This window comes from Pseudomonas sp. PDM24 (assembly GCF_019218905.1).
In the GTDB taxonomy this organism is placed as follows: Bacteria; Pseudomonadota; Gammaproteobacteria; order Pseudomonadales; family Pseudomonadaceae; genus Aquipseudomonas.
On the sequence record NZ_JAHUWR010000010.1, the window covers coordinates 1 to 16607 of the forward strand.

Consider the following 16607-nt stretch of genomic DNA (forward strand, 5'->3'; position numbering starts at 1 on the left):
TTGACGACCATAGAGCATTGGAACCACCTGATCCCATCCCGAACTCAGCAGTGAAACGATGCATCGCCGATGGTAGTGTGGGGTTTCCCCATGTGAGAGTAGGTCATCGTCAAGATTAAATTCCGAACCCCTATCTGCGTATGCAGGTAGGGGTTTTGTTTTGTCCGCAGGAAAGTACCGTGCTGGCTGTGTCGGCTGCATTGTTCATGAAGTTTCGGTAGAACGGGCGCTAAAGTAACCACGCCGTTTTGGTATGGTGCAGCTCGTTTTTTAACGGACTGATTTCAAGCCTACGGATCGGCACCTCCTCTACAGTCAAAGAGCTGCTGCAGAAATGCCTGAACCAATACCAATCAAGGACCACGAAAAAGAGACGCGCCTGGTCAATAAAAGACTGATGGCCTGCGCCTTGTTCGTCGTCGCTATTACCTGCGCGCTGGTGGTGCGGCTGTATGTTCTGCAGGTGGTCGAGTACGACTACCACTCGACGATCTCCGAAAACAACCGCGTACACGTATTGCCGATCGCCCCTACCCGCGGGTTGATTTATGACCGCAACGGCGTGCTTCTGGCGGACAACCGGCCCAGTTTCAACCTGACCATCACCCGCGAACGGGCCTCCGACGTCAAAGAAGAGCTGGATGAGGTGGTCAACCTCCTGCACCTGCCGGCTGAAGACCGCACGCTGTTCGACAAGGCAATGAAGCAGGCTCGACACCCCTTCGTGCCCGTCACCTTGTTCTATGAACTCAGCGAAGAACAGATCGCGGTGTTGGCAGTCAACGAATTTCGTTTGCCAGGGATCGACGTAGAGCCACAGTTCGTTCGCCACTACCCGATGGGTGCACACTTCGCACACTCGATCGGCTACGTCGGCCGTATCAACGAGAAAGAATCCAAAGCCCTGGACACGGTGGAATACCGTGGCACGCAATCCATTGGCAAGACCGGCATCGAGAGATTCTACGAGCCTGAGTTGCACGGCCATGTGGGTTATGAAGAAGTCGAGACCAACGCTCAGGGCCGCGTGCTGCGAGTGCTCAAACACACCGATCCGATCCCCGGCAAAAACATCGTTCTGAGCCTCGACGTCAAACTTCAGGAAGCTGCCGAGGAGGCGTTGGGCGATCGCCGTGGCTCGGTGGTCGCTCTCGATCCATCGACCGGCGAAGTGCTGGCCATGGTCAGCAAGCCCAGTTTTGACCCGAATTTGTTTGTGACCGGCATCAGCTTCAAGGAATACGCGGCGCTACATGATTCCATCGACCGGCCGCTGTTCAATCGTGTGCTGCGTGGGCTCTACGCGCCGGGCTCGACCATCAAGCCGGAAGTGGCTATTGCCGGCCTCGACGCCGGGGTGGTCACTCCGCAGACCCGCGTCTTCGATCCGGGTTATTACCAGCTACCGGATTTCGATCATAAATACCGTAACTGGAACCACAGCGGCGATGGCTGGGTGGACATGGACGCGGCGATCATGCGCTCCAACGACACCTACTTCTACGATCTGGCGCACAAGCTGGGGATCGACCGCCTGCACGATTACATGGCGATGTTCGGCCTCGGCGAGAAGGTCTCGCTGGACATGTTCGAAGAGTCTGCGGGGTTGATGCCGTCCCAAGCCTGGAAACGCGTCACTCGCCGTCAGGCATGGTTCCCGGGTGAAACCGTGATCCTTGGCATCGGCCAAGGCTACATGCAGGTCACGCCACTGCAACTCGCCCAGGCTACAGCGCTGATTGCCAACAAGGGTGTATGGAACCGACCACACCTGGCCAAAACGGTGGATGGTGTAGCGCCGGTGGACGAGCATCCGATGCCGAACATCCTGCTCAAGGACCCGCGTGACTGGGAGCAGGTCAACCACGGCATGCAGATGGTGATGCACGATGCTCGCGGGATTGCTCGAGCGGCAGCGGCGGGGGCTCAGTACCGCATCGCCGGCAAAAGTGGCACCGCGCAAGTGGTGGCAATCAAGCAGGGTGAGCGCTACAACCGGGCGAAAACCCTGGAGCGCAACCGTGACAACGCCTTGTTCGTCGGTTTCGCCCCGGCCGAACATCCGAAGATTGTCATTTCGGTGATGATCGAGAATGGCGAGGCTGGTGGTCGCGTCGCCGGTCCCGTGGTGCGGCAGATCATGGATGCCTGGCTGCTCGATCAGGACGGCCACCTGAAGCCGCAATACGCCGTGCCGGGCAAAGCTCCGGGAGATCCTCACGTCTAAGGATCACTAACGAGACGATGAGCAACCTGTTACGGTCTTGAGACAGCCGTTATTGAGGATTAGAATTTTCCGGCTAATGGGTGAATGAGGGAGTATTTGCCCGGCCATACACCTGGCGTGATGGAGGTAGCGATGTTCCTTTCAACCCTGGAAATTCAAAACATCATTGAACATAGTTTTTTGCCGGCGGTGTGCACTTGCAGCATGGAGGCGGACCAGTCCCTGACAATTCGGGTCTGCGATTGCATGACCGGGAAAGTGGATTTGGTGGCCACCCATGTTCCGGTATGGACACTGGATAGCCCCCACGCGATCGCGTCACTGGTGGCTGATATGCGGCAAGAAATCGAGGCTCATAAAGGCATTCACGCGCCGTTTTACCGTTGAGCCTGCGTCACGCCGCACCACGTTGGTGGTGCGGCGTGTCTCCCGAAGCCGAGAAGGAAGACTCGGCCACCGCCGAACACGCTATAGCCTGAAGCAGAGCGGTAACATCAAGTTGTCGGGTGGATTTTTGGAGAACACACAATTTGTGTGCCGCCAAGCCCCTTGCAGGCGCGAGGCTTGCCCGCGAACCGCAGCATCAAGCCCCAGGCACCGGGCAACTCAAATCCCCTTCCTGACACTTCAAGTAAGTCTTGAACGCCCCGACCCGCGCCTTCGTCAGTTTGGTGATGCAATTGCTATAGATCAACGGATACACACTGCCACCCGCCACTCCGGACGCCGAGAACTTGCACTCGGCATCGCGAAACGCAATCCATGAGCGTTGAGCACCAATCAACAGCTTTTTGGCGTCAGGGCTGTCGTTCAACCGTAGGGTGATTTGCTGGTAAAGCGCATTCAGCTCCTTGTCGGCCGCTTTGTACTGCTGCGCCGCGCACTGATTCATCGTCGTCTGGTCAGTGGCATTGTCGCAGTCGATGGCATGCGCAAGAGGAGTGAACAGCAGCGGCGTCAACGCAAGGAGAAAACGTGGGGGCATGGGAGGTTCGCTGTAATGATGGAAAGTTGGAATGCAGTGTAGCGGGGCGCCGCCAGCCAACAAATCAGAGTCTGGCGCGGTGTATCCGGAAAACTATGTCTGCCATTCCTGACACTTCTCATTTGATTCATATTCAAGCCAGGACACATCATGGGACGTCCAGATGTGAGCCTGAGGTGTCATTTTCGGATCATCGTCGAGCGTCGCCACGCGAACGATTACATGGGGTTGGGCCAAGCGCTCTGCCATCAGATGCGATCCGCAGATCGAACAGAAATGCCGAAGCTTGCCCGGCGACGACTCATAGGTGCTTAGCCGGTCCTGTCCTTTTATCCAGCGAAAATGCTCACGCATGACCCCGGCCGTCGAGGCGAATGCTGCTGCGTGTGCCTTGCGACAAGTGTGGCAGTGGCAATGACTGATGGGCATGTCGAGGCTATCAAGTTCGTATTCGATGGCTTTGCACAAGCAGCTGCCATGCAAGTTATTCATGGGGCTTTTCCTGGTTGCGTGGCTGAGATGTCGGCAGCGGCGGCGGCCCGAAGCAGGGCGTCAGCCGTGGCCTCGATCTCTTCGCGCATGTGCAATTTCGCCAGCCACCCGTCAGGGATGGCCTGCACACCGTAGTGAGCCCCGGCCAACTGACCGACGATGGCGGCAGTGGTATCGGCGTCATCGCCCATGTTCGCCGCTTCGAGGATGGCGGCTTCAAAACTGTCAGTGTGGTGAAAGCACCACAAGGCCGCTTCCAGTGATGCAACGCAGTAACCGGTACCACGAATATCGTCTTTGGATTTTCCGAGGTAGTCACCTCGGGCGATGCTCGCGACCTTTGGTTCCACGAACGTCGTCTCTGGCAGGCTCTGCAAATCCAGCTTGGGCGCGCCTTGCAATGCCTTGCGGATCAGAGCGGCAAGCAACTGACAGCATTCAAGTGCCTCTGGCGCCGCATGGGTAGTGCGCGAGCTGTCTGCGGAAAACCTCCTGATCCGGTCGGGGTCGGGAAAGTAGTACAGCACAATTGGCGCTAACCGCATCAGCGAACCGTTGCCGGCTGTGTAGGGATCGGTGGAACCTGCGAATGGCTGACCGTTTTCCAGATAACGAGTCAGCGCTTCACGGACGGTCATGCCGATGTCGAAGCATTCGCCGGTTGAACTCAGGTAACCCCATTGCCACCAGTTGAGATAACGGCCCATTTGGTCGGCCGCATCAAAACCTTTTTTGTTCAGCAGGCTTTCTGCCAGGCAAAGTGCCATGGAAGTGTCATCGGTCCATTGCCCTGGCTTCAGATTGAACGGGCCGCCCCCAACCATATCGGTCAGAGGGATAAACGAGCCGCGTGGCTGGAACTCGGCACGGGTGCCAACGGCATCCCCACACGCAAGCCCCAGCAGGGTTGCGCGATAACGTTCCGTGAGTGAAGGCTGCATGAATCTTCCTTGTAAGGGGTCACGTCGCTGCAAACGTTAGCAGTTTCAGCCCGCTGACTCCCCCCCAAAAACCAGAACTTATGGCCAGAACTGAGGCCGAATATTTCAGGTACGGGTGATTGCGGCACCTGTTTGATACAACTTTTAGGTTGGTCTTATGGTCTTTACGGGCCTACTGTTCAATACAGGAGGTGACTTATGAACCCAGCATCAGATCGCATCGAAAGGAAAATCCTGCTCAAGGTGCCGCGCTCGCAGGTCTGGCGTGTGCTGGCCAACGCCGAAGCCTTCGGGCAATGGTTCGGCGTGGCACTCGAAGGCAAGCGCTTTGTCGCCGGCGAGTGGACCCAGGGGCAGATTACTTATCCTGGCTATGAGCACTTGTTGTGGAATGTACTGGTGGAGCGGGTCGAGCCGGAGCGGGTGTTTTCGTTTCGCTGGCACCCGTACGCAGTCGAACCTGATACCGATTACTCCCAGGAGCCCACCACGCTGGTGAAGTTCGAACTCCAGGATATGGATGAAGGCACGTTGTTGACGGTCGTCGAGTCCGGTTTCGATCACATCCCTCAGTCGCGCAGGCTCAAGGCGTTCCGCATGGACAGCCGGGGTTGGGATGAGCAGATGAGCAATATCGAAAAATTTCTGGTAGACACCAAGGACCACGAGCGTCAGGGCGGCTGATGGCTGCAGGCCATGAAACTCGTGGCTTCAGCCCATGATGGCTGATACATCTAAGGGGGTTCGGAGGGGCGGCTATAGCGGATGTCTTACACGCGGTAGTAGCTATGTCGTCTATTGCGGATTGGATCCGAAGGGTAATCTAGCTCCATCAACTGAAGCACAGGAAGTGCTCCAGGGTCACGGATGATCGACCATAGCAAGGATCGCTGCCGACAGGGAGTCGATATGGTCTTGGGAAAAACCCGCTTCGGCGGGTTTTTTTTCGTCTTTAGAAACCTGAAACCCGATCTCCTGTAGTGCAGGTTTCAGGCGTTGAATGGTCAATGGCTTACACGCAGCCAGTGGTATGTCGTCTTTTTAAGCTTCGCCGATACGTTTAATCTGGATCCATCAACTGCAGCACAGGACGTGCTCAGGATCACGGATGATCGACCATACGCCAGGATGGCTGCCGACAGGATGTCGCAATGGTCTTGAGAAACCCGCTTAGGCGGGTTTTTTTATGGCCTTGATTTGCCTGATTCTGGCGTACACAAAACTGTTAAATCGCCTGAGCGCGTAGTCGGGCGATGTCCTTGCTCGGCGAGGCGCCAAACAGACGGCTGTATTCACGGCTGAATTGCGAAGGGCTTTCGTAACCCATCTTGTAGCCGATTGACGAAATATCGCTATTCTCCGACAACAACAGCCGCCGCGCTTCCTGCAGGCGCAACTGCTTCTGGTATTGCAACGGGCTCATGGCCGTCACCGATTTGAAGCGGTGATGCAGCGCCGAGGTGCTGAGGTTGATCATCTGCGCCAGGTTTTCGATGCTCAAGGGCTCGACGTAATGGTTGTTCAACCACTCGATAGCACGGCTGATACGGTGGGTCTGGGTGTCGGGGATGGCGATTTCATGCAAGCGCTGACCCTGCTCGCCGCGCAATAACCGATAGAAGATTTCCTGTTGTGCCAGTGGCGCCAGGGTCGCGATGTCGTCCGGGGTGTCCAGCAACCTCAGTAGCCGCAACACGGCATCCAGCAAGGGCGCGTCGATCCGATCCAGAAACAGACCACGTCCAGTCGTTCTCACCCCAGATACCCCGATTGGGCTGACATCTGCGATCAAACGGCAGATCTGTGCCGGGTCTATGTCCAGACGCAAGCACAGATAAGGCCGATCCGGGCTGGCCTCGATCACTTTGCCGGCCAAGGGCAGGGTGACCGACACCACCAGGTAATTGAGCGGGTCGTAAACATAGCTTTCAGCGGCCAGGCGAACTTCCTTGCGTCCTTCGACAATCACGCACAGTCCCGGTTTGTGCACCGTGTGCAGGTCTTCGGTGGGATGGTCGCTGCGGATCAGGTGCAAGTCCTTGATCGGCGTGGCGTGAACGCCGTATTCCGGGGCAAAGCGCTTCATCAGGCTCACCAGTTCGGCGCGCCGAACGTCGATGCCGTCCTGGGGCAGGGCATTCGAGGAAATAGAAGTCGTCATGCTGAACAATCTCCTGGGCCGATGGTTGAATCGGGCTAGTAAAACCGATTGTGTTCTTGTCGGCCAGCATCGGTTCGCTGGTACAGGATCGTGCAAGAACCCAGGAGAAACCGGCTAACGAAACTCATCGAAGCGTCCCTAATCTGGACCTGTCGCAACGTCCCCATCCGGGATGTTCCAGTCTTCAGAACAAGGGAAAAGTCATGTCCAACATTCAAGGCAAAGTGGTTGTCATTACCGGCGCCAGCAGCGGAATCGGCGAGGCCAGCGCACGTCTCCTGGCCAGTCAGGGTGCTCATGTGGTGCTTGGTGCCCGACGCATCGATCGCCTGGAAACACTGGTCGCAGAACTCAATGAGGCTGGCCAGAGCGCAGCGTTCAGGGCGGTGGACGTCACCCGCCGCGATGATGTGCAGGCCTTCATCGATTTCGCCGTCGAACGCTTTGGCCGGGTCGATGTGATCGTCAACAACGCCGGAGTCATGCCCCTGTCGAAACTCGAGGCGCTGAAGGTCGATGAGTGGGACCGGATGATCGACGTCAACATCCGTGGCGTCCTTCACGGCATCGCTGCCGGGTTGCCATTGATGCAGCGTCAGCGCAGCGGTCAGTTCATTAACATCGCCTCCATCGGGGCTTATACCGTCAGCCCGACCGCGGCTGTGTACTGCGCCACCAAATTCGCCGTGCGGGCAATTTCCGAAGGCTTGCGCCAGGAAGTCGGGGGCGATGTGCGGGTCACGGTTATTTCCCCCGGCGTGACCGAATCCGAACTGGCCGAGAGCATTTCCGATGCCGGCGGCCGGGCCGAAATGCGTGAATTCCGCAAGATTGCCATTCCTGCCGAGGCTATCGCCCGGGCCATTGCCTACGCCATCGATCAGCCGGCCGATGTGGATGTCAGCGAATTGATCGTACGGCCCACAGCCAGTCCGTTCTGAACGGTCACCTATTGAAGTCGGGAGAACTGAAATGACCAAACCATCAGGTAACCAAGACCAATACGTCGGCCTGTGGGTCACCGCCGACGGCGTGATCCGCCACCAACTGCTGCCCGGCGGGCGCTACGACGAAGCGCGCGGCCATCGGGAAAGCGCCTATCTGGGCCGCTATTGGCTGGAGGGCGACCACATCGAATATGTCGACGACACCGGTTTCACGGCTGACGGCGACTTTCGCGACGGGGTGCTCTATCACGCCGGGATGGTGCTGTACCGCCGGCCGGAGTGACGCGTCATTGTTTTTATCGAGCAAGTCATGCACTGAAACAGAGGAACCTACTCATGAAAAACTCTCCTAAAACCTGGTTTATCACCGGCACCTCCAAGGGCCTCGGCCTGGCCCTCGCGCAACAGGTGTTAGCCTTGGGAGATCGCGTCGCCGCCACTTCCCGTAACCTCGGCGAGCTGCAGGCCGCCAGCGAGCGCTTTCTGCCGCTGCAAGTCGACTTGATGAATGAATCCAGCGTGGCCACCGCTATCGCAAGCACCGTTGAGGTCTTTGGCAGTCTTGATGTGGTCGTCAATTGCGCCGGTTACGGTCAGCAGGGCACGTTCGAAGCGCTGTCGGACCGCGAGCTGCGACGCAATTTCGATGTGAATCTGTTTGCGCCGCTCAATGTATTGCGTCACGCCTTGCCGCAGTTGCGGGCGCAGCGCAGCGGGCACGTGATCAATATCTCGTCGATCGTTGGCTTCGATGGCGGTTACGCCGGTTGGGGCAGTTACGTGGCGAGCAAGTTCGCCCTCGGTGGCGTGACCGAAGCGCTGGCGGCAGAAGTTCAGGAGTTGGGAATCAAGGCCACGGTGGTTTATCCGGGGCCGGTGCGTACGGGGTTCCTGTCCAGCGCTTCGCTGGCCGTTGCCGAGCGCAGGATCGATGATTACACCGCCGCGCAAGCGTCCCTGGACCTGCACCAGAACACCCTTGATGGTCAGCAGGCCGGCGACCCGGACAAGATTGCCTTGGCAATCATCCAGGCGGCGAATGTCAGTGAGCCACCGCTGCACTTGTTCATGGGTCAGATTGCGGTTGACCTGGCGCAACAGAAAATCGCACGGGTGCAGCACGATTTGAACCAGTGGAAAGCCTCATCACTGGCAACGGATTTTCCGGCCTGAGTAACTGGCTGCGGGGGCAATAGCTCCCGCAGCCGTTTCTTTCACTGGCGGGCGAGTTTCGCCGCTGCACGTTCGGTGATTTCCGAGCGCAATTTCAACGACGCGGCAGCGCGTTTGCGGGCTTGCTCCAGCACGCTGACCGGTGCTGTCTCGGGACTGCCCGAAGCAAACGGCGGCGCCGGAGCATATTCCAGCTGCAACTGCACCAATTGCGCCGTGTCCTTATCAAACAATTCAGCCGCCAGGGTCAGGGCAAAATCGATCCCCGCGGTGATCCCGCCCCCGGTCAGCAGATTGCCGTCGCGCACCACCCGATCGTTCACCGGGATCGCTCCCAAAACCCCGAGCAACTCGTGATACGCCCAGTGAGTGGTGGCGCGTTTGCCCTTGAGCAACCCCGCCGCGCCAAGCACCAGCGCGCCGGTGCAGACCGAAGTGACATACCGCGCCTCGGCGGCCTTTGCCTTGATGAAGGCCAGGGTTTCTTCATCCTCCATCAACGGCCCGACACCGCTGCCGCCAGGAATGCAGATCACATCCAGCGGCGGGCAATCGTCGAAGGTGGTGGTCGGTTTCAACACCAGCCCGGTGCTCGCGGTGATCGGGACCAGGTCCTTCCAGATCAGGTGCACTTTCACGTCCGGCAGCGAGGCCAGCACATCATAAGGGCCGGTCAGGTCCAGTTGTTGAACCTGTGGAAACAACAGAAAGCCGATCTGCAACGTCATGGCGTTTTTTCTCCTGGTTGGGGTGGACGGCTTCACTCTAGGCTCGTAGGATCTGGCGCATACGCCAATCACCCCACGAATTACGCCAAACATGCCGAACACCCCGAAAACCATTCATGTGCTGGCCTTTGCCAACGTACAACTGCTCGACGTCACCGGGCCGTTGCAGGTATTCGCCTCGGCCAACGACATCGCTCGCCAGCAAGGTTTGCCGCAACCCTATGCGCCGTCGGTGATTGCCAGCGGCGGCGGGGCGGTGATGTCGTCGGCGGGGTTGGCGCTGTTGGCAGAGTCGCTGCCGGATCAGGGCAGCGACACTTTGATCATTGCCGGTGGCTGGGGCGTTTACGCGGCGGCGCAAGACGAGCCGTTGGTGGCTTGGGTGCGTGAGCATGGGACCGGGTGTCGGCGGGTGGCGTCGGTGTGTACCGGGGCGTTTTTGCTGGCGGCCAGCGGTTGGCTCGATGGCAGGCGGGTGGTCACGCACTGGACCCGCTGCGAACAATTGGCGCAGCAGCATCCCAAACTACAGGTCGAATCCAACCCGATCTTCATCAACGACGGTCCGGTCTGGACCTCGGCCGGTGTCACCGCGGGCATCGACCTGGCCTTGGCGATGGTCGAGGAAGATCTCGGCCGAACCATGGCACTGGACGTCGCCCGGCAACTGGTGGTGTTTCTCAAGCGTCCGGGGGGCCAGTCGCAGTTCAGCGTGACCCTGTCCCTGCAACAGGAAGGCAACCGCTTCGACGAACTTCATGCCTGGATCAGCGAAAACCTCACCAAGGACCTCGGCATCCCGACCTTGGCCTTGCAGGCCGGCATGAGCGAGCGCAGCTTCGTCCGTCACTACCGCGCCGACACCGGCCAGACCCCGGCGCGGGCCATCGAACTGATTCGGGTCGAGACCGCGCGACGGCTACTCAGCGACACCGGCGTACCGATCAAACGGGTCGCGGTGCAATGCGGGTTTGGCAGCGAAGAAACCTTGCGCCGCAGTTTTCTGCGAGCCATGGGCGTGACGCCGCAAGCCTATCGCGAGCGGTTTTCCGTCAGCCTTCCAGCAGATCCAGTATTGCCTTGAGGGTTGCTTCGGGCGCTTCTTCGGCAATGTTATGCCCGACGCCCGCCAGTATTCGGCGTTGGTAAGGGCCGGAAAAGCGCTCGGCGTCTTCATCGATTTCAGAAGCGGGGCCCACGCCGTCATCGGCGCCACACAGGGAAATTGTCGGCACGCTGATCACCGGTTGCTGGGTGAGCGCTTCTTCCATCCGTTCCAGCGCCGGATCGCCGGGCGCATACATGAAGCGGTGCCGGTACGAGTGAATCACCACCTCGACGAAATCCGGATTATCGAAGGCTGGTGCGCTCAAGGGATAACGTGCGGCATTGTTGGCCCAGGTCGGCGACCACAACTTCCAGAGCAGTTCGCACAGTGCCCGGCGGTTTTGGGTCAAGCCTTCGACACCGCGCGGGGTATGGAAGTAATACTGGTACCAGAGACGGTGTTCGGTCTGCGGATCCAGAGGCTGGGTGGAGTTGGGGATGTTCTGAAGGTTGTAACCGTCCCCGGTCACCAGACAGCGCACCCGCTCCGGCCATAGCGCCGCAACAATGCACGCCGCCCGACCGCCCCAGTCGTAACCGCACAGGGCAGCTTGTTTGATGGCGAGGGCGTCCATCAGGTCCAGCAAATCCTGGGCGAGGACGGCTTGCTGGCCGGAGCGCAGGGTGTCGGGGGAGTTGAAGCGGGTCGGGCCGTAGCCGCGCAGGTACGGGACGATCACGCGGTAGCCCTTTGCGGCGAGGGCCGGGGCGATTTCGTCGTAGGCGCGGGGGGAGTAGGGGAAGCCGTGGAGCAGGATGACCGGGTCGCCGGTGGTGGGGCCGTGTTCCTCGTAGGCGAGATTGAGGCTGGGTGTCAGTGCGTATCGGATCTGCGCGTCAGGGTTCATTCGACATTCCAGAGGGCTGTTTTGAGAGGCTGGTTCAAATCGACTCAGGGCCTTTGCCTCAGGCTTCCACGTCCGCCACCTGATTGAAATACTTCGACCGATCCGGCGTAAACGTCACGACCATTTTGGTTCTGGAACAGGTCAACGCCCGTTCTGCGTTCAGATCAATATCCAGATCTTCCCCGCGCAACCCCTGCCATTGGGCGAGGTATTTGAGGGATCCGTATTTTTCGAGTTTTTTCAGACTGCGGCTGACGCCACCTTTCCAGCCTAGCACCGGAAGTTCACCGGTGAGGCATTGTCGGGCGAGGTCGGGGAAGCGGGCGGCGCGTTGGCGGCCGATTTCCCAGCATTTGATCAGGCCTTTGTCGTGGCCCTCCCACAGTTCATCCCGGTTCAGGCCTGATCGGAGTGGGGTGTCGATGCTGCGATGGATACGCTGGGTCATTCTGGTTCCTTGAATTCGGGTTTTGTTGGACAGCTCCGCTGTGCCCGTTGACGTGGATGGTAGGGATGGATGTAAGCGCTGGCAACAAGGTATTTCCGGATGTAGGAATGCGTTACCGCGTGTTGATTGGGCTGGTTTTGTTTAGTGATTGTAGGTTCGGCCTACCTGGCTCTGTGGCGAGGGGGCTTGCCCCCGTTCGGCTGCGCAGCGGCCGCAAAGCCAGCAAATGCGGTGCTTCTGGAGGAATGGGGTTGTGCATTCAAGGGGCCGCTACGTGTCCCAACGGGGGCAAACCCCCTCGCCACGGAGGGACAGTCGTGGCTGACGGTGCGTGTTTAAGTTCATCGGGCGCAGCCTCGGTCCTACAAAAAGCGTCGTAAAAGGGGATATTTCCGACGAGTTTTGGCGGTTGTAGGTTAGGAAAGGGAGCCGATAGGCTTTGGAGGTCGCTGCAAATTCAGCGACCGGGTTTGGTCACCCGTGCACAGGCGTACATGTCGGTATGCTTCGCGGTGGGCTGTGCGCGGGGCACTTTCGAGTGCGCCGGGTGCCTGACTTCCCGGTTGACCAACCTGCGTACCGCCCACCACCCTGGATAACGTCGACGTACCGAAGCCTGCGCCACACAACTGGTCCCCTGTGGGAGCGGGCTTGCTCGCGAAAGCGGTGTGTCAGGCGACATCAATGTTGAATGTGAAATCGCCTTCGCGAGCAAGCCCGCTCCCACAGTTGAACGGTGTACATCTGTAGTAGCGAAGAAGCCGACTCGGTCTTCAAGGCTGCCAAAAGTTTTTCTCTCCGCTCAATTTCCGATCCAGGAAACTCGCCGCGCTGATCAGTGCCAGGTGCGTCAGCGCTTGCGGTGTGTTGCCCAGATGCCGGGCATGGCTGTCGAACTCTTCGGCATACAGCCCCAGCGGGTTGGCGTACTTCAGCAATTGCTCGAACTCCAGATGCGCCTTTTCCACTTGGCCGGCCCGGGCCAGGCATTCGACGTACCAGAATGAGCACGCGGCGAAGGCGCCTTCGGTGCCGGGCAGGCCGTCGATCTGGCTGTCGTCGTTGCGGTAGCGGTAGACCATGCCGGCGCGCACCAGGGTTTTCTCGATGGCTTCGAGGGTCGCGATCCAGCGCGGATCCTTGGCGCTGACGAAGCGCACCAGCGGCATCAATAGCATCGAGCCGTCGAGGCCGGTGCCGCCGATGTGCTGGACGAAATGCCCGCGTTCTTCATTCCAGAAGTTGCTCCAGATGTCGGTGTAGATCGCTTGACGGGTCTGGTCCCAGCGGGCGAACGGGGCGGGCAGCGAACGTTTGGAGGCCAGCCGGATGGCGCGGTCCACCGCCACCCAACACATCAGTCGCGAGTGCAGGAAATGATACGGCTCGCCGCGCATTTCCCAGATCCCGACGTCTTTTTGCTGCCAGGTTTCGCAGACCTGATCGACCACTTCCACGGTGTGTTTCCAGCCTTCATGGGAAATTGCTTCACCGTGCTTGTTGACCAGGTACACCGCGTCCAGCAGCTCGCCGAAGATGTCGAGCTGGATTTGATCGTAGGCCTGATTACCGATGCGTACCGGTGTCGCGCCGCCATGACCGGCCAAGTGTGGAAGTTCGACCTCCGGCAGTTCCTGGCGGCCGTCGATGGCGTAGAGGATGTTGAGTTTCATGGTCTTGCCGTGACAATCCCTGACCCGACCGCGCAACCAGCGCGTGTAGGCGTTGGCTTCCTCGACGAAGCCCAGGCGCATGAAGGCATAGACGGTGAACGAGGCGTCGCGGATCCAGGTGTAGCGGTAGTCCCAGTTGCGTTCGCCGCCGGGCGTTTCCGGCAGGCCGAAGGTAGCGGCGGCGAGGATGGCGCCGTGCTTGCGCGAGGTCAGTAGCTTCAAGGCCAGGGCCGAGCGATTGACCATTTCTCGCCAGCGACCGCGATAATTGGACTGGCCGATCCAGTCGCGCCAGAACTTCAGGGTGCGCTCCAGGCACAGCGCGGCGGTACCTTCCTTGAAGCGCGCATCGTCAACGCCGCCGAGCAGAAACTCGGCGCTCTGGTCCTGTTCGAGGATGAATTCGGCGACGGCCGCATGGCCCTCGATGCGTAAGGATTGATTCGAACACAGCTGCATGTCTGGCTGGCCGGTGGCCTCGAAATACACACTCCGATCACGTGCGCGGGCCTTGGTGTGAGCCCGGGCATAGTCATGACGCACGGCGCAGCGCATGTGGATCGTCGCTTGTCCGCTGACTACTCGCACCCGACGCATCAGCATCGGTAAATCATCTTCGCTGTCGCCGATGGGCAGCAGGTCGGTGACTTCGACCACCGCGTGATCGCTGAGCCAGCGGGTTTGCAGGACGTTGGTATCGGGCAGGTAAATCTGCTCGCGGCGAGCGTCGGGCAGGTCCGGGGCCAGTTGAAAGATGCCGGCTTCGGGGCTGTCCAGCAGCGCGCAGAAAATCGATGGACTGTCGAATTCCGGCCAGCAGAAAAAGTCCACGCTGCCCTTGTCGTTGACCAGCGCGGCGCTGCGCATGTCGCCAATGATGCCGTGGGCGTCGATGGCGCTTTGTCGTTCGGGATGATCAGCCATTGCCGCAGTGCTCCGGGGACTGAGGGTCTAACTAGCTGACCGGTTTAAGCCACAGAGAGTTCATTTGCCGGCAAACCGTCGCTCCCACAGATCCATCCCACAGACTAATTCTCGCCACACCTCATCCGTTCTCCTAAACAGATAACCAATCGAGGTAAGTGCGGTGACAAAGCTGACACTGCTGTGCCTGCCCTATTCGGGCGCCAGCGCCATGGTCTATAGCCGCTGGCGGCGCCAGTTGCCGCCGTGGCTGCACTTGCAGCCGGTGGAGTTGCCGGGGCGGGGCGCCCGTTACGACGAACCCTTGCAGACCGACATGCGCGCCCTGGCCCTGCAATTGGCCAGGGAACACAAGCCATCCTTGCACGGCCCTTACGCCCTGTTCGGCCACAGCCTGGGGGCGTTGCTGGCCTGCGAGATGGCCCACGCCTTTCGTGCCCTCGGTGCTCCAGAACCGGTGGCGCTGTTTGCTTCCGGCACGGCGGCCCCGACGATGCGCAGTGACTATGACCGTGGCTTCGCCGAACCGCAGAGCGACGAACAGTTGACCGAGCAGCTGCGCAACTTTCAGGGCACCAGCGAGGACGTGTTGGCCAATCAAGAGTTGATGAGCCTGACGCTGCCGATCCTGCGCGCTGATTTCATGCTCTGCGGGCGCTTCCGTCCGATGCAACGCCCGTTGCTCAAATGCCCGGTGCACGTGCTCGGCGGCAAAGAAGACAAGGCCACCACCGAGCAATTGATCGGCTGGAGCCAGGAAACCCAAGGCAGTTTCTCGGTGGACATGATGACCGGCGGGCATTTCTTCATTCATGAGCATGAAGCCAAGGTGCTGCGGATTATCAAGAATCATCTGGAAGTCCATCACCGACGTCATGCGCAGCTGGCCGCGTCGGTTTTTTAGCGCGCGCGGTTCACTTTATCGAATGTTAACAGGAGGCCCGTCATGGGTGTTGCTGTGGGTTTTGCCGTTCGGCCGTTGTTGCCGGTGCGGGGTCGCTTGCCGCTGTTGGTGGAAGCGACCGAGCCGAATACCAGCCTGTTGGCGGTGTTCGATGAATTGAATGAACTGGTGGATGAGCATTTGTTGCGTGACGGCGGCATTCTGTTTCGCGGGTTCCAGCTGGACGGCGCCGAGCAGTTCCGCCAATTCGCCGCCGGCTTCGGCCATCCGCTGCTCAATTACGAGTTCGGTTCGACGCCGCGCACCAACGTCACCCAGGGGGTCTACACCTCAACCGAATACCCGGCGCATCAGAGCATTCCGCTGCACAACGAGCAGGCCTATTCCCGGGACTGGCCGATGAAAATCTGGTTCTACAGCATGATCGCCGCCACCTCGGGCGGCGAAACGCCGATTGCCGACAGCCGGGAAGTCTATCGCCGCATGCCTGTCGCGATCCGCGAGCGCTTCGTCAACAAAGGCCTGATGTACGTGCGCAATTTCGGCAACGGGCTGGACGTGGCTTGGGAGCAAGTGTTCAACACCGAAGACCGCGACGTGGCCGAGGCCTACTGCAAGGCCCACGGCATCATTTGTGAGTGGAAGGACGACGGAGAATTGCGCACCCGCCAGACCTGTCAGGCGGTGGCGCGTCATCCGGTGACCGGTGACATGGTCTGGTTCAATCAGGCTCACCTGTTCCACATTTCCAACCTGCAGCCGGAGGTGCGTGAAACCTTGCTGGATATCGTCGACGAGGAAGACCTGCCGCGTAACGTCTACTACGGCGATGGCTCGCCCATCGAGGATGAAGTGCTCAGTGAGATTCGTGCGGTGCTTGATGACTGCGCCATCAGTTTTCCTTGGCAGGAGGGTGATGTGCTGATGCTCGACAACATGCTCTCGGCCCACGCCCGCGCGCCCTTCGAAGGCAAGCGCAAGGTGATTGTCGCGATGGCCGAAGGGCATTCCCAGGATTGCGTTGATCTGATTTGCCCCTGACGCGCCAA

At 59.5% G+C, this 16607-nt stretch carries 18 protein-coding genes and 1 rRNA gene; 10 read left to right on the forward strand and 9 right to left on the reverse strand.

Annotated elements, in window-relative coordinates; translation table 11 throughout:
* The 3 genes from rrf (at window position 1) to KW837_RS26055 (ending at window position 2614) form a co-directional block, all read left to right on the forward strand.
* A 5S ribosomal RNA gene (gene rrf, locus KW837_RS26045) occupies window positions 1-115 on the forward strand.
* A 219-nt stretch (window positions 116-334) separates the two neighbouring features.
* A complete protein-coding gene (gene mrdA, locus KW837_RS26050; RefSeq protein WP_218399027.1) occupies window positions 335-2227 on the forward strand; it encodes a penicillin-binding protein 2 in 1893 nt (630 codons plus the stop codon).
* Between the two features lie 132 nt (window positions 2228-2359).
* Window positions 2360-2614: a DUF1652 domain-containing protein gene (locus tag KW837_RS26055; protein WP_123497993.1), complete on the forward strand. Its 255-nt coding sequence runs from the start codon at window positions 2360-2362 to the stop codon at window positions 2612-2614.
* Between the two features lie 196 nt (window positions 2615-2810).
* Here the strand turns inward: KW837_RS26055 and KW837_RS26060 are convergent, their stop codons facing one another.
* From KW837_RS26060 to KW837_RS26070, 3 genes are all read right to left on the reverse strand, one after another.
* Window positions 2811-3212, reverse strand: coding sequence for a lysozyme inhibitor LprI family protein (locus tag KW837_RS26060; RefSeq protein ID WP_218399028.1), 402 nt, complete (start codon window positions 3210-3212; stop codon window positions 2811-2813).
* Between the two features lie 93 nt (window positions 3213-3305).
* Entirely contained in the window at window positions 3306-3704 is a 399-nt protein-coding gene (locus KW837_RS26065; RefSeq protein WP_218399029.1) for a GFA family protein, read from the reverse strand.
* Window positions 3701-4645, reverse strand: a complete 945-nt coding sequence (locus KW837_RS26070; RefSeq protein ID WP_218399030.1) for an ADP-ribosylglycohydrolase family protein — start codon at window positions 4643-4645, stop codon at window positions 3701-3703. The genes KW837_RS26065 and KW837_RS26070 overlap by 4 nt, the downstream gene beginning before the upstream one ends.
* Window positions 4646-4843: 198 nt before the next feature.
* On the opposite strand from KW837_RS26070, the gene KW837_RS26075 reads away from it, so the two are divergent.
* Complete coding sequence (locus KW837_RS26075; RefSeq protein ID WP_007907615.1) at window positions 4844-5329, forward strand: SRPBCC family protein; 486 nt, start codon at window positions 4844-4846, stop codon at window positions 5327-5329.
* Between the two features lie 177 nt (window positions 5330-5506).
* On the opposite strand, the gene KW837_RS26080 is transcribed toward KW837_RS26075, so the two are convergent.
* Window positions 5507-5653 carry a hypothetical protein gene (locus tag KW837_RS26080; RefSeq protein ID WP_218399031.1) on the reverse strand — a complete coding sequence of 49 codons (147 nt, stop codon included), beginning with the start codon at window positions 5651-5653 and terminating at the stop codon, window positions 5507-5509.
* A 217-nt stretch (window positions 5654-5870) separates the two neighbouring features.
* The gene (locus tag KW837_RS26085; RefSeq protein ID WP_218399032.1) at window positions 5871-6806 is read right to left on the reverse strand and encodes an AraC family transcriptional regulator; all 936 of its coding nucleotides are present in this window, start codon (window positions 6804-6806) and stop codon (window positions 5871-5873) included.
* A gap of 203 nt (window positions 6807-7009) precedes the next feature.
* Between KW837_RS26085 and KW837_RS26090 the strand changes: the two genes are divergently transcribed.
* The 3 genes from KW837_RS26090 to KW837_RS26100 are packed head-to-tail and all read left to right on the forward strand — an operon-like array spanning window position 7010 to window position 8926.
* A complete protein-coding gene (locus tag KW837_RS26090; RefSeq protein WP_218399033.1) occupies window positions 7010-7747 on the forward strand; it encodes an SDR family oxidoreductase in 738 nt (245 codons plus the stop codon).
* Between the two features lie 31 nt (window positions 7748-7778).
* Window positions 7779-8036, forward strand: coding sequence for an Atu4866 domain-containing protein (locus KW837_RS26095; RefSeq protein WP_123720437.1), 258 nt, complete (start codon window positions 7779-7781; stop codon window positions 8034-8036).
* Between the two features lie 53 nt (window positions 8037-8089).
* Entirely contained in the window at window positions 8090-8926 is an 837-nt protein-coding gene (locus tag KW837_RS26100) for an SDR family NAD(P)-dependent oxidoreductase (RefSeq protein ID WP_218399034.1), read from the forward strand.
* A gap of 41 nt (window positions 8927-8967) precedes the next feature.
* Here the strand turns inward: KW837_RS26100 and inhA are convergent, their stop codons facing one another.
* Window positions 8968-9654, reverse strand: coding sequence for an isonitrile hydratase (gene inhA, locus KW837_RS26105; RefSeq protein WP_218399035.1), 687 nt, complete (start codon window positions 9652-9654; stop codon window positions 8968-8970).
* Between the two features lie 91 nt (window positions 9655-9745).
* Between inhA and KW837_RS26110 the strand changes: the two genes are divergently transcribed.
* Window positions 9746-10738 (forward strand): GlxA family transcriptional regulator, encoded by a 993-nt coding sequence (locus tag KW837_RS26110; protein WP_218399036.1) that lies wholly within the window; start codon window positions 9746-9748, stop codon window positions 10736-10738.
* Here the strand turns inward: KW837_RS26110 and KW837_RS26115 are convergent.
* The 3 genes from KW837_RS26115 to KW837_RS26125 form a co-directional block, all read right to left on the reverse strand.
* The gene (locus KW837_RS26115; protein ID WP_218399037.1) at window positions 10707-11609 is read right to left on the reverse strand and encodes an alpha/beta fold hydrolase; all 903 of its coding nucleotides are present in this window, start codon (window positions 11607-11609) and stop codon (window positions 10707-10709) included. The two genes, KW837_RS26110 and KW837_RS26115, sit on opposite strands and share 32 nt — an antisense overlap.
* Window positions 11610-11667: 58 nt before the next feature.
* The gene (locus tag KW837_RS26120) at window positions 11668-12057 is read right to left on the reverse strand and encodes a hypothetical protein (RefSeq protein WP_192343226.1); all 390 of its coding nucleotides are present in this window, start codon (window positions 12055-12057) and stop codon (window positions 11668-11670) included.
* 773 nt (window positions 12058-12830) lie between these two features.
* Window positions 12831-14654 (reverse strand): glycoside hydrolase family 15 protein, encoded by a 1824-nt coding sequence (locus tag KW837_RS26125; protein ID WP_218399038.1) that lies wholly within the window; start codon window positions 14652-14654, stop codon window positions 12831-12833.
* Window positions 14655-14817: 163 nt separating this feature from the next.
* Here KW837_RS26125 and KW837_RS26130 point away from each other — a divergent pair, with 163 nt between their 5' ends.
* Window positions 14818-15558 carry an alpha/beta fold hydrolase gene (locus tag KW837_RS26130; RefSeq protein ID WP_218399039.1) on the forward strand — a complete coding sequence of 247 codons (741 nt, stop codon included), beginning with the start codon at window positions 14818-14820 and terminating at the stop codon, window positions 15556-15558.
* A gap of 42 nt (window positions 15559-15600) precedes the next feature.
* A complete protein-coding gene (locus KW837_RS26135; protein ID WP_218399040.1) occupies window positions 15601-16599 on the forward strand; it encodes a TauD/TfdA family dioxygenase in 999 nt (332 codons plus the stop codon).
* The last annotated feature ends 8 nt before the right edge of the window (window positions 16600-16607 follow it).

Coding starts and splice junctions, on each gene's coding strand:
- KW837_RS26125 (WP_218399038.1), bottom strand. CDS start 14,654: ATGGCTGATCATCCCGAACGACAAAGCGCCATCGACGCCCACGGCATC.
- KW837_RS26060 (WP_218399028.1), bottom strand. CDS start 3,212: ATGCCCCCACGTTTTCTCCTTGCGTTGACGCCGCTGCTGTTCACTCCT.
- KW837_RS26085 (WP_218399032.1), bottom strand. CDS start 6,806: ATGACGACTTCTATTTCCTCGAATGCCCTGCCCCAGGACGGCATCGAC.
- KW837_RS26065 (WP_218399029.1), bottom strand. CDS start 3,704: ATGAATAACTTGCATGGCAGCTGCTTGTGCAAAGCCATCGAATACGAA.
- KW837_RS26135 (WP_218399040.1), top strand. CDS start 15,601: ATGGGTGTTGCTGTGGGTTTTGCCGTTCGGCCGTTGTTGCCGGTGCGG.
- KW837_RS26055 (WP_123497993.1), top strand. CDS start 2,360: ATGTTCCTTTCAACCCTGGAAATTCAAAACATCATTGAACATAGTTTT.
- KW837_RS26075 (WP_007907615.1), top strand. CDS start 4,844: ATGAACCCAGCATCAGATCGCATCGAAAGGAAAATCCTGCTCAAGGTG.
- KW837_RS26095 (WP_123720437.1), top strand. CDS start 7,779: ATGACCAAACCATCAGGTAACCAAGACCAATACGTCGGCCTGTGGGTC.
- mrdA (WP_218399027.1), top strand. CDS start 335: ATGCCTGAACCAATACCAATCAAGGACCACGAAAAAGAGACGCGCCTG.
- KW837_RS26120 (WP_192343226.1), bottom strand. CDS start 12,057: ATGACCCAGCGTATCCATCGCAGCATCGACACCCCACTCCGATCAGGC.
- KW837_RS26110 (WP_218399036.1), top strand. CDS start 9,746: ATGCCGAACACCCCGAAAACCATTCATGTGCTGGCCTTTGCCAACGTA.
- inhA (WP_218399035.1), bottom strand. CDS start 9,654: ATGACGTTGCAGATCGGCTTTCTGTTGTTTCCACAGGTTCAACAACTG.
- KW837_RS26090 (WP_218399033.1), top strand. CDS start 7,010: ATGTCCAACATTCAAGGCAAAGTGGTTGTCATTACCGGCGCCAGCAGC.
- KW837_RS26100 (WP_218399034.1), top strand. CDS start 8,090: ATGAAAAACTCTCCTAAAACCTGGTTTATCACCGGCACCTCCAAGGGC.
- KW837_RS26070 (WP_218399030.1), bottom strand. CDS start 4,645: ATGCAGCCTTCACTCACGGAACGTTATCGCGCAACCCTGCTGGGGCTT.
- KW837_RS26115 (WP_218399037.1), bottom strand. CDS start 11,609: ATGAACCCTGACGCGCAGATCCGATACGCACTGACACCCAGCCTCAAT.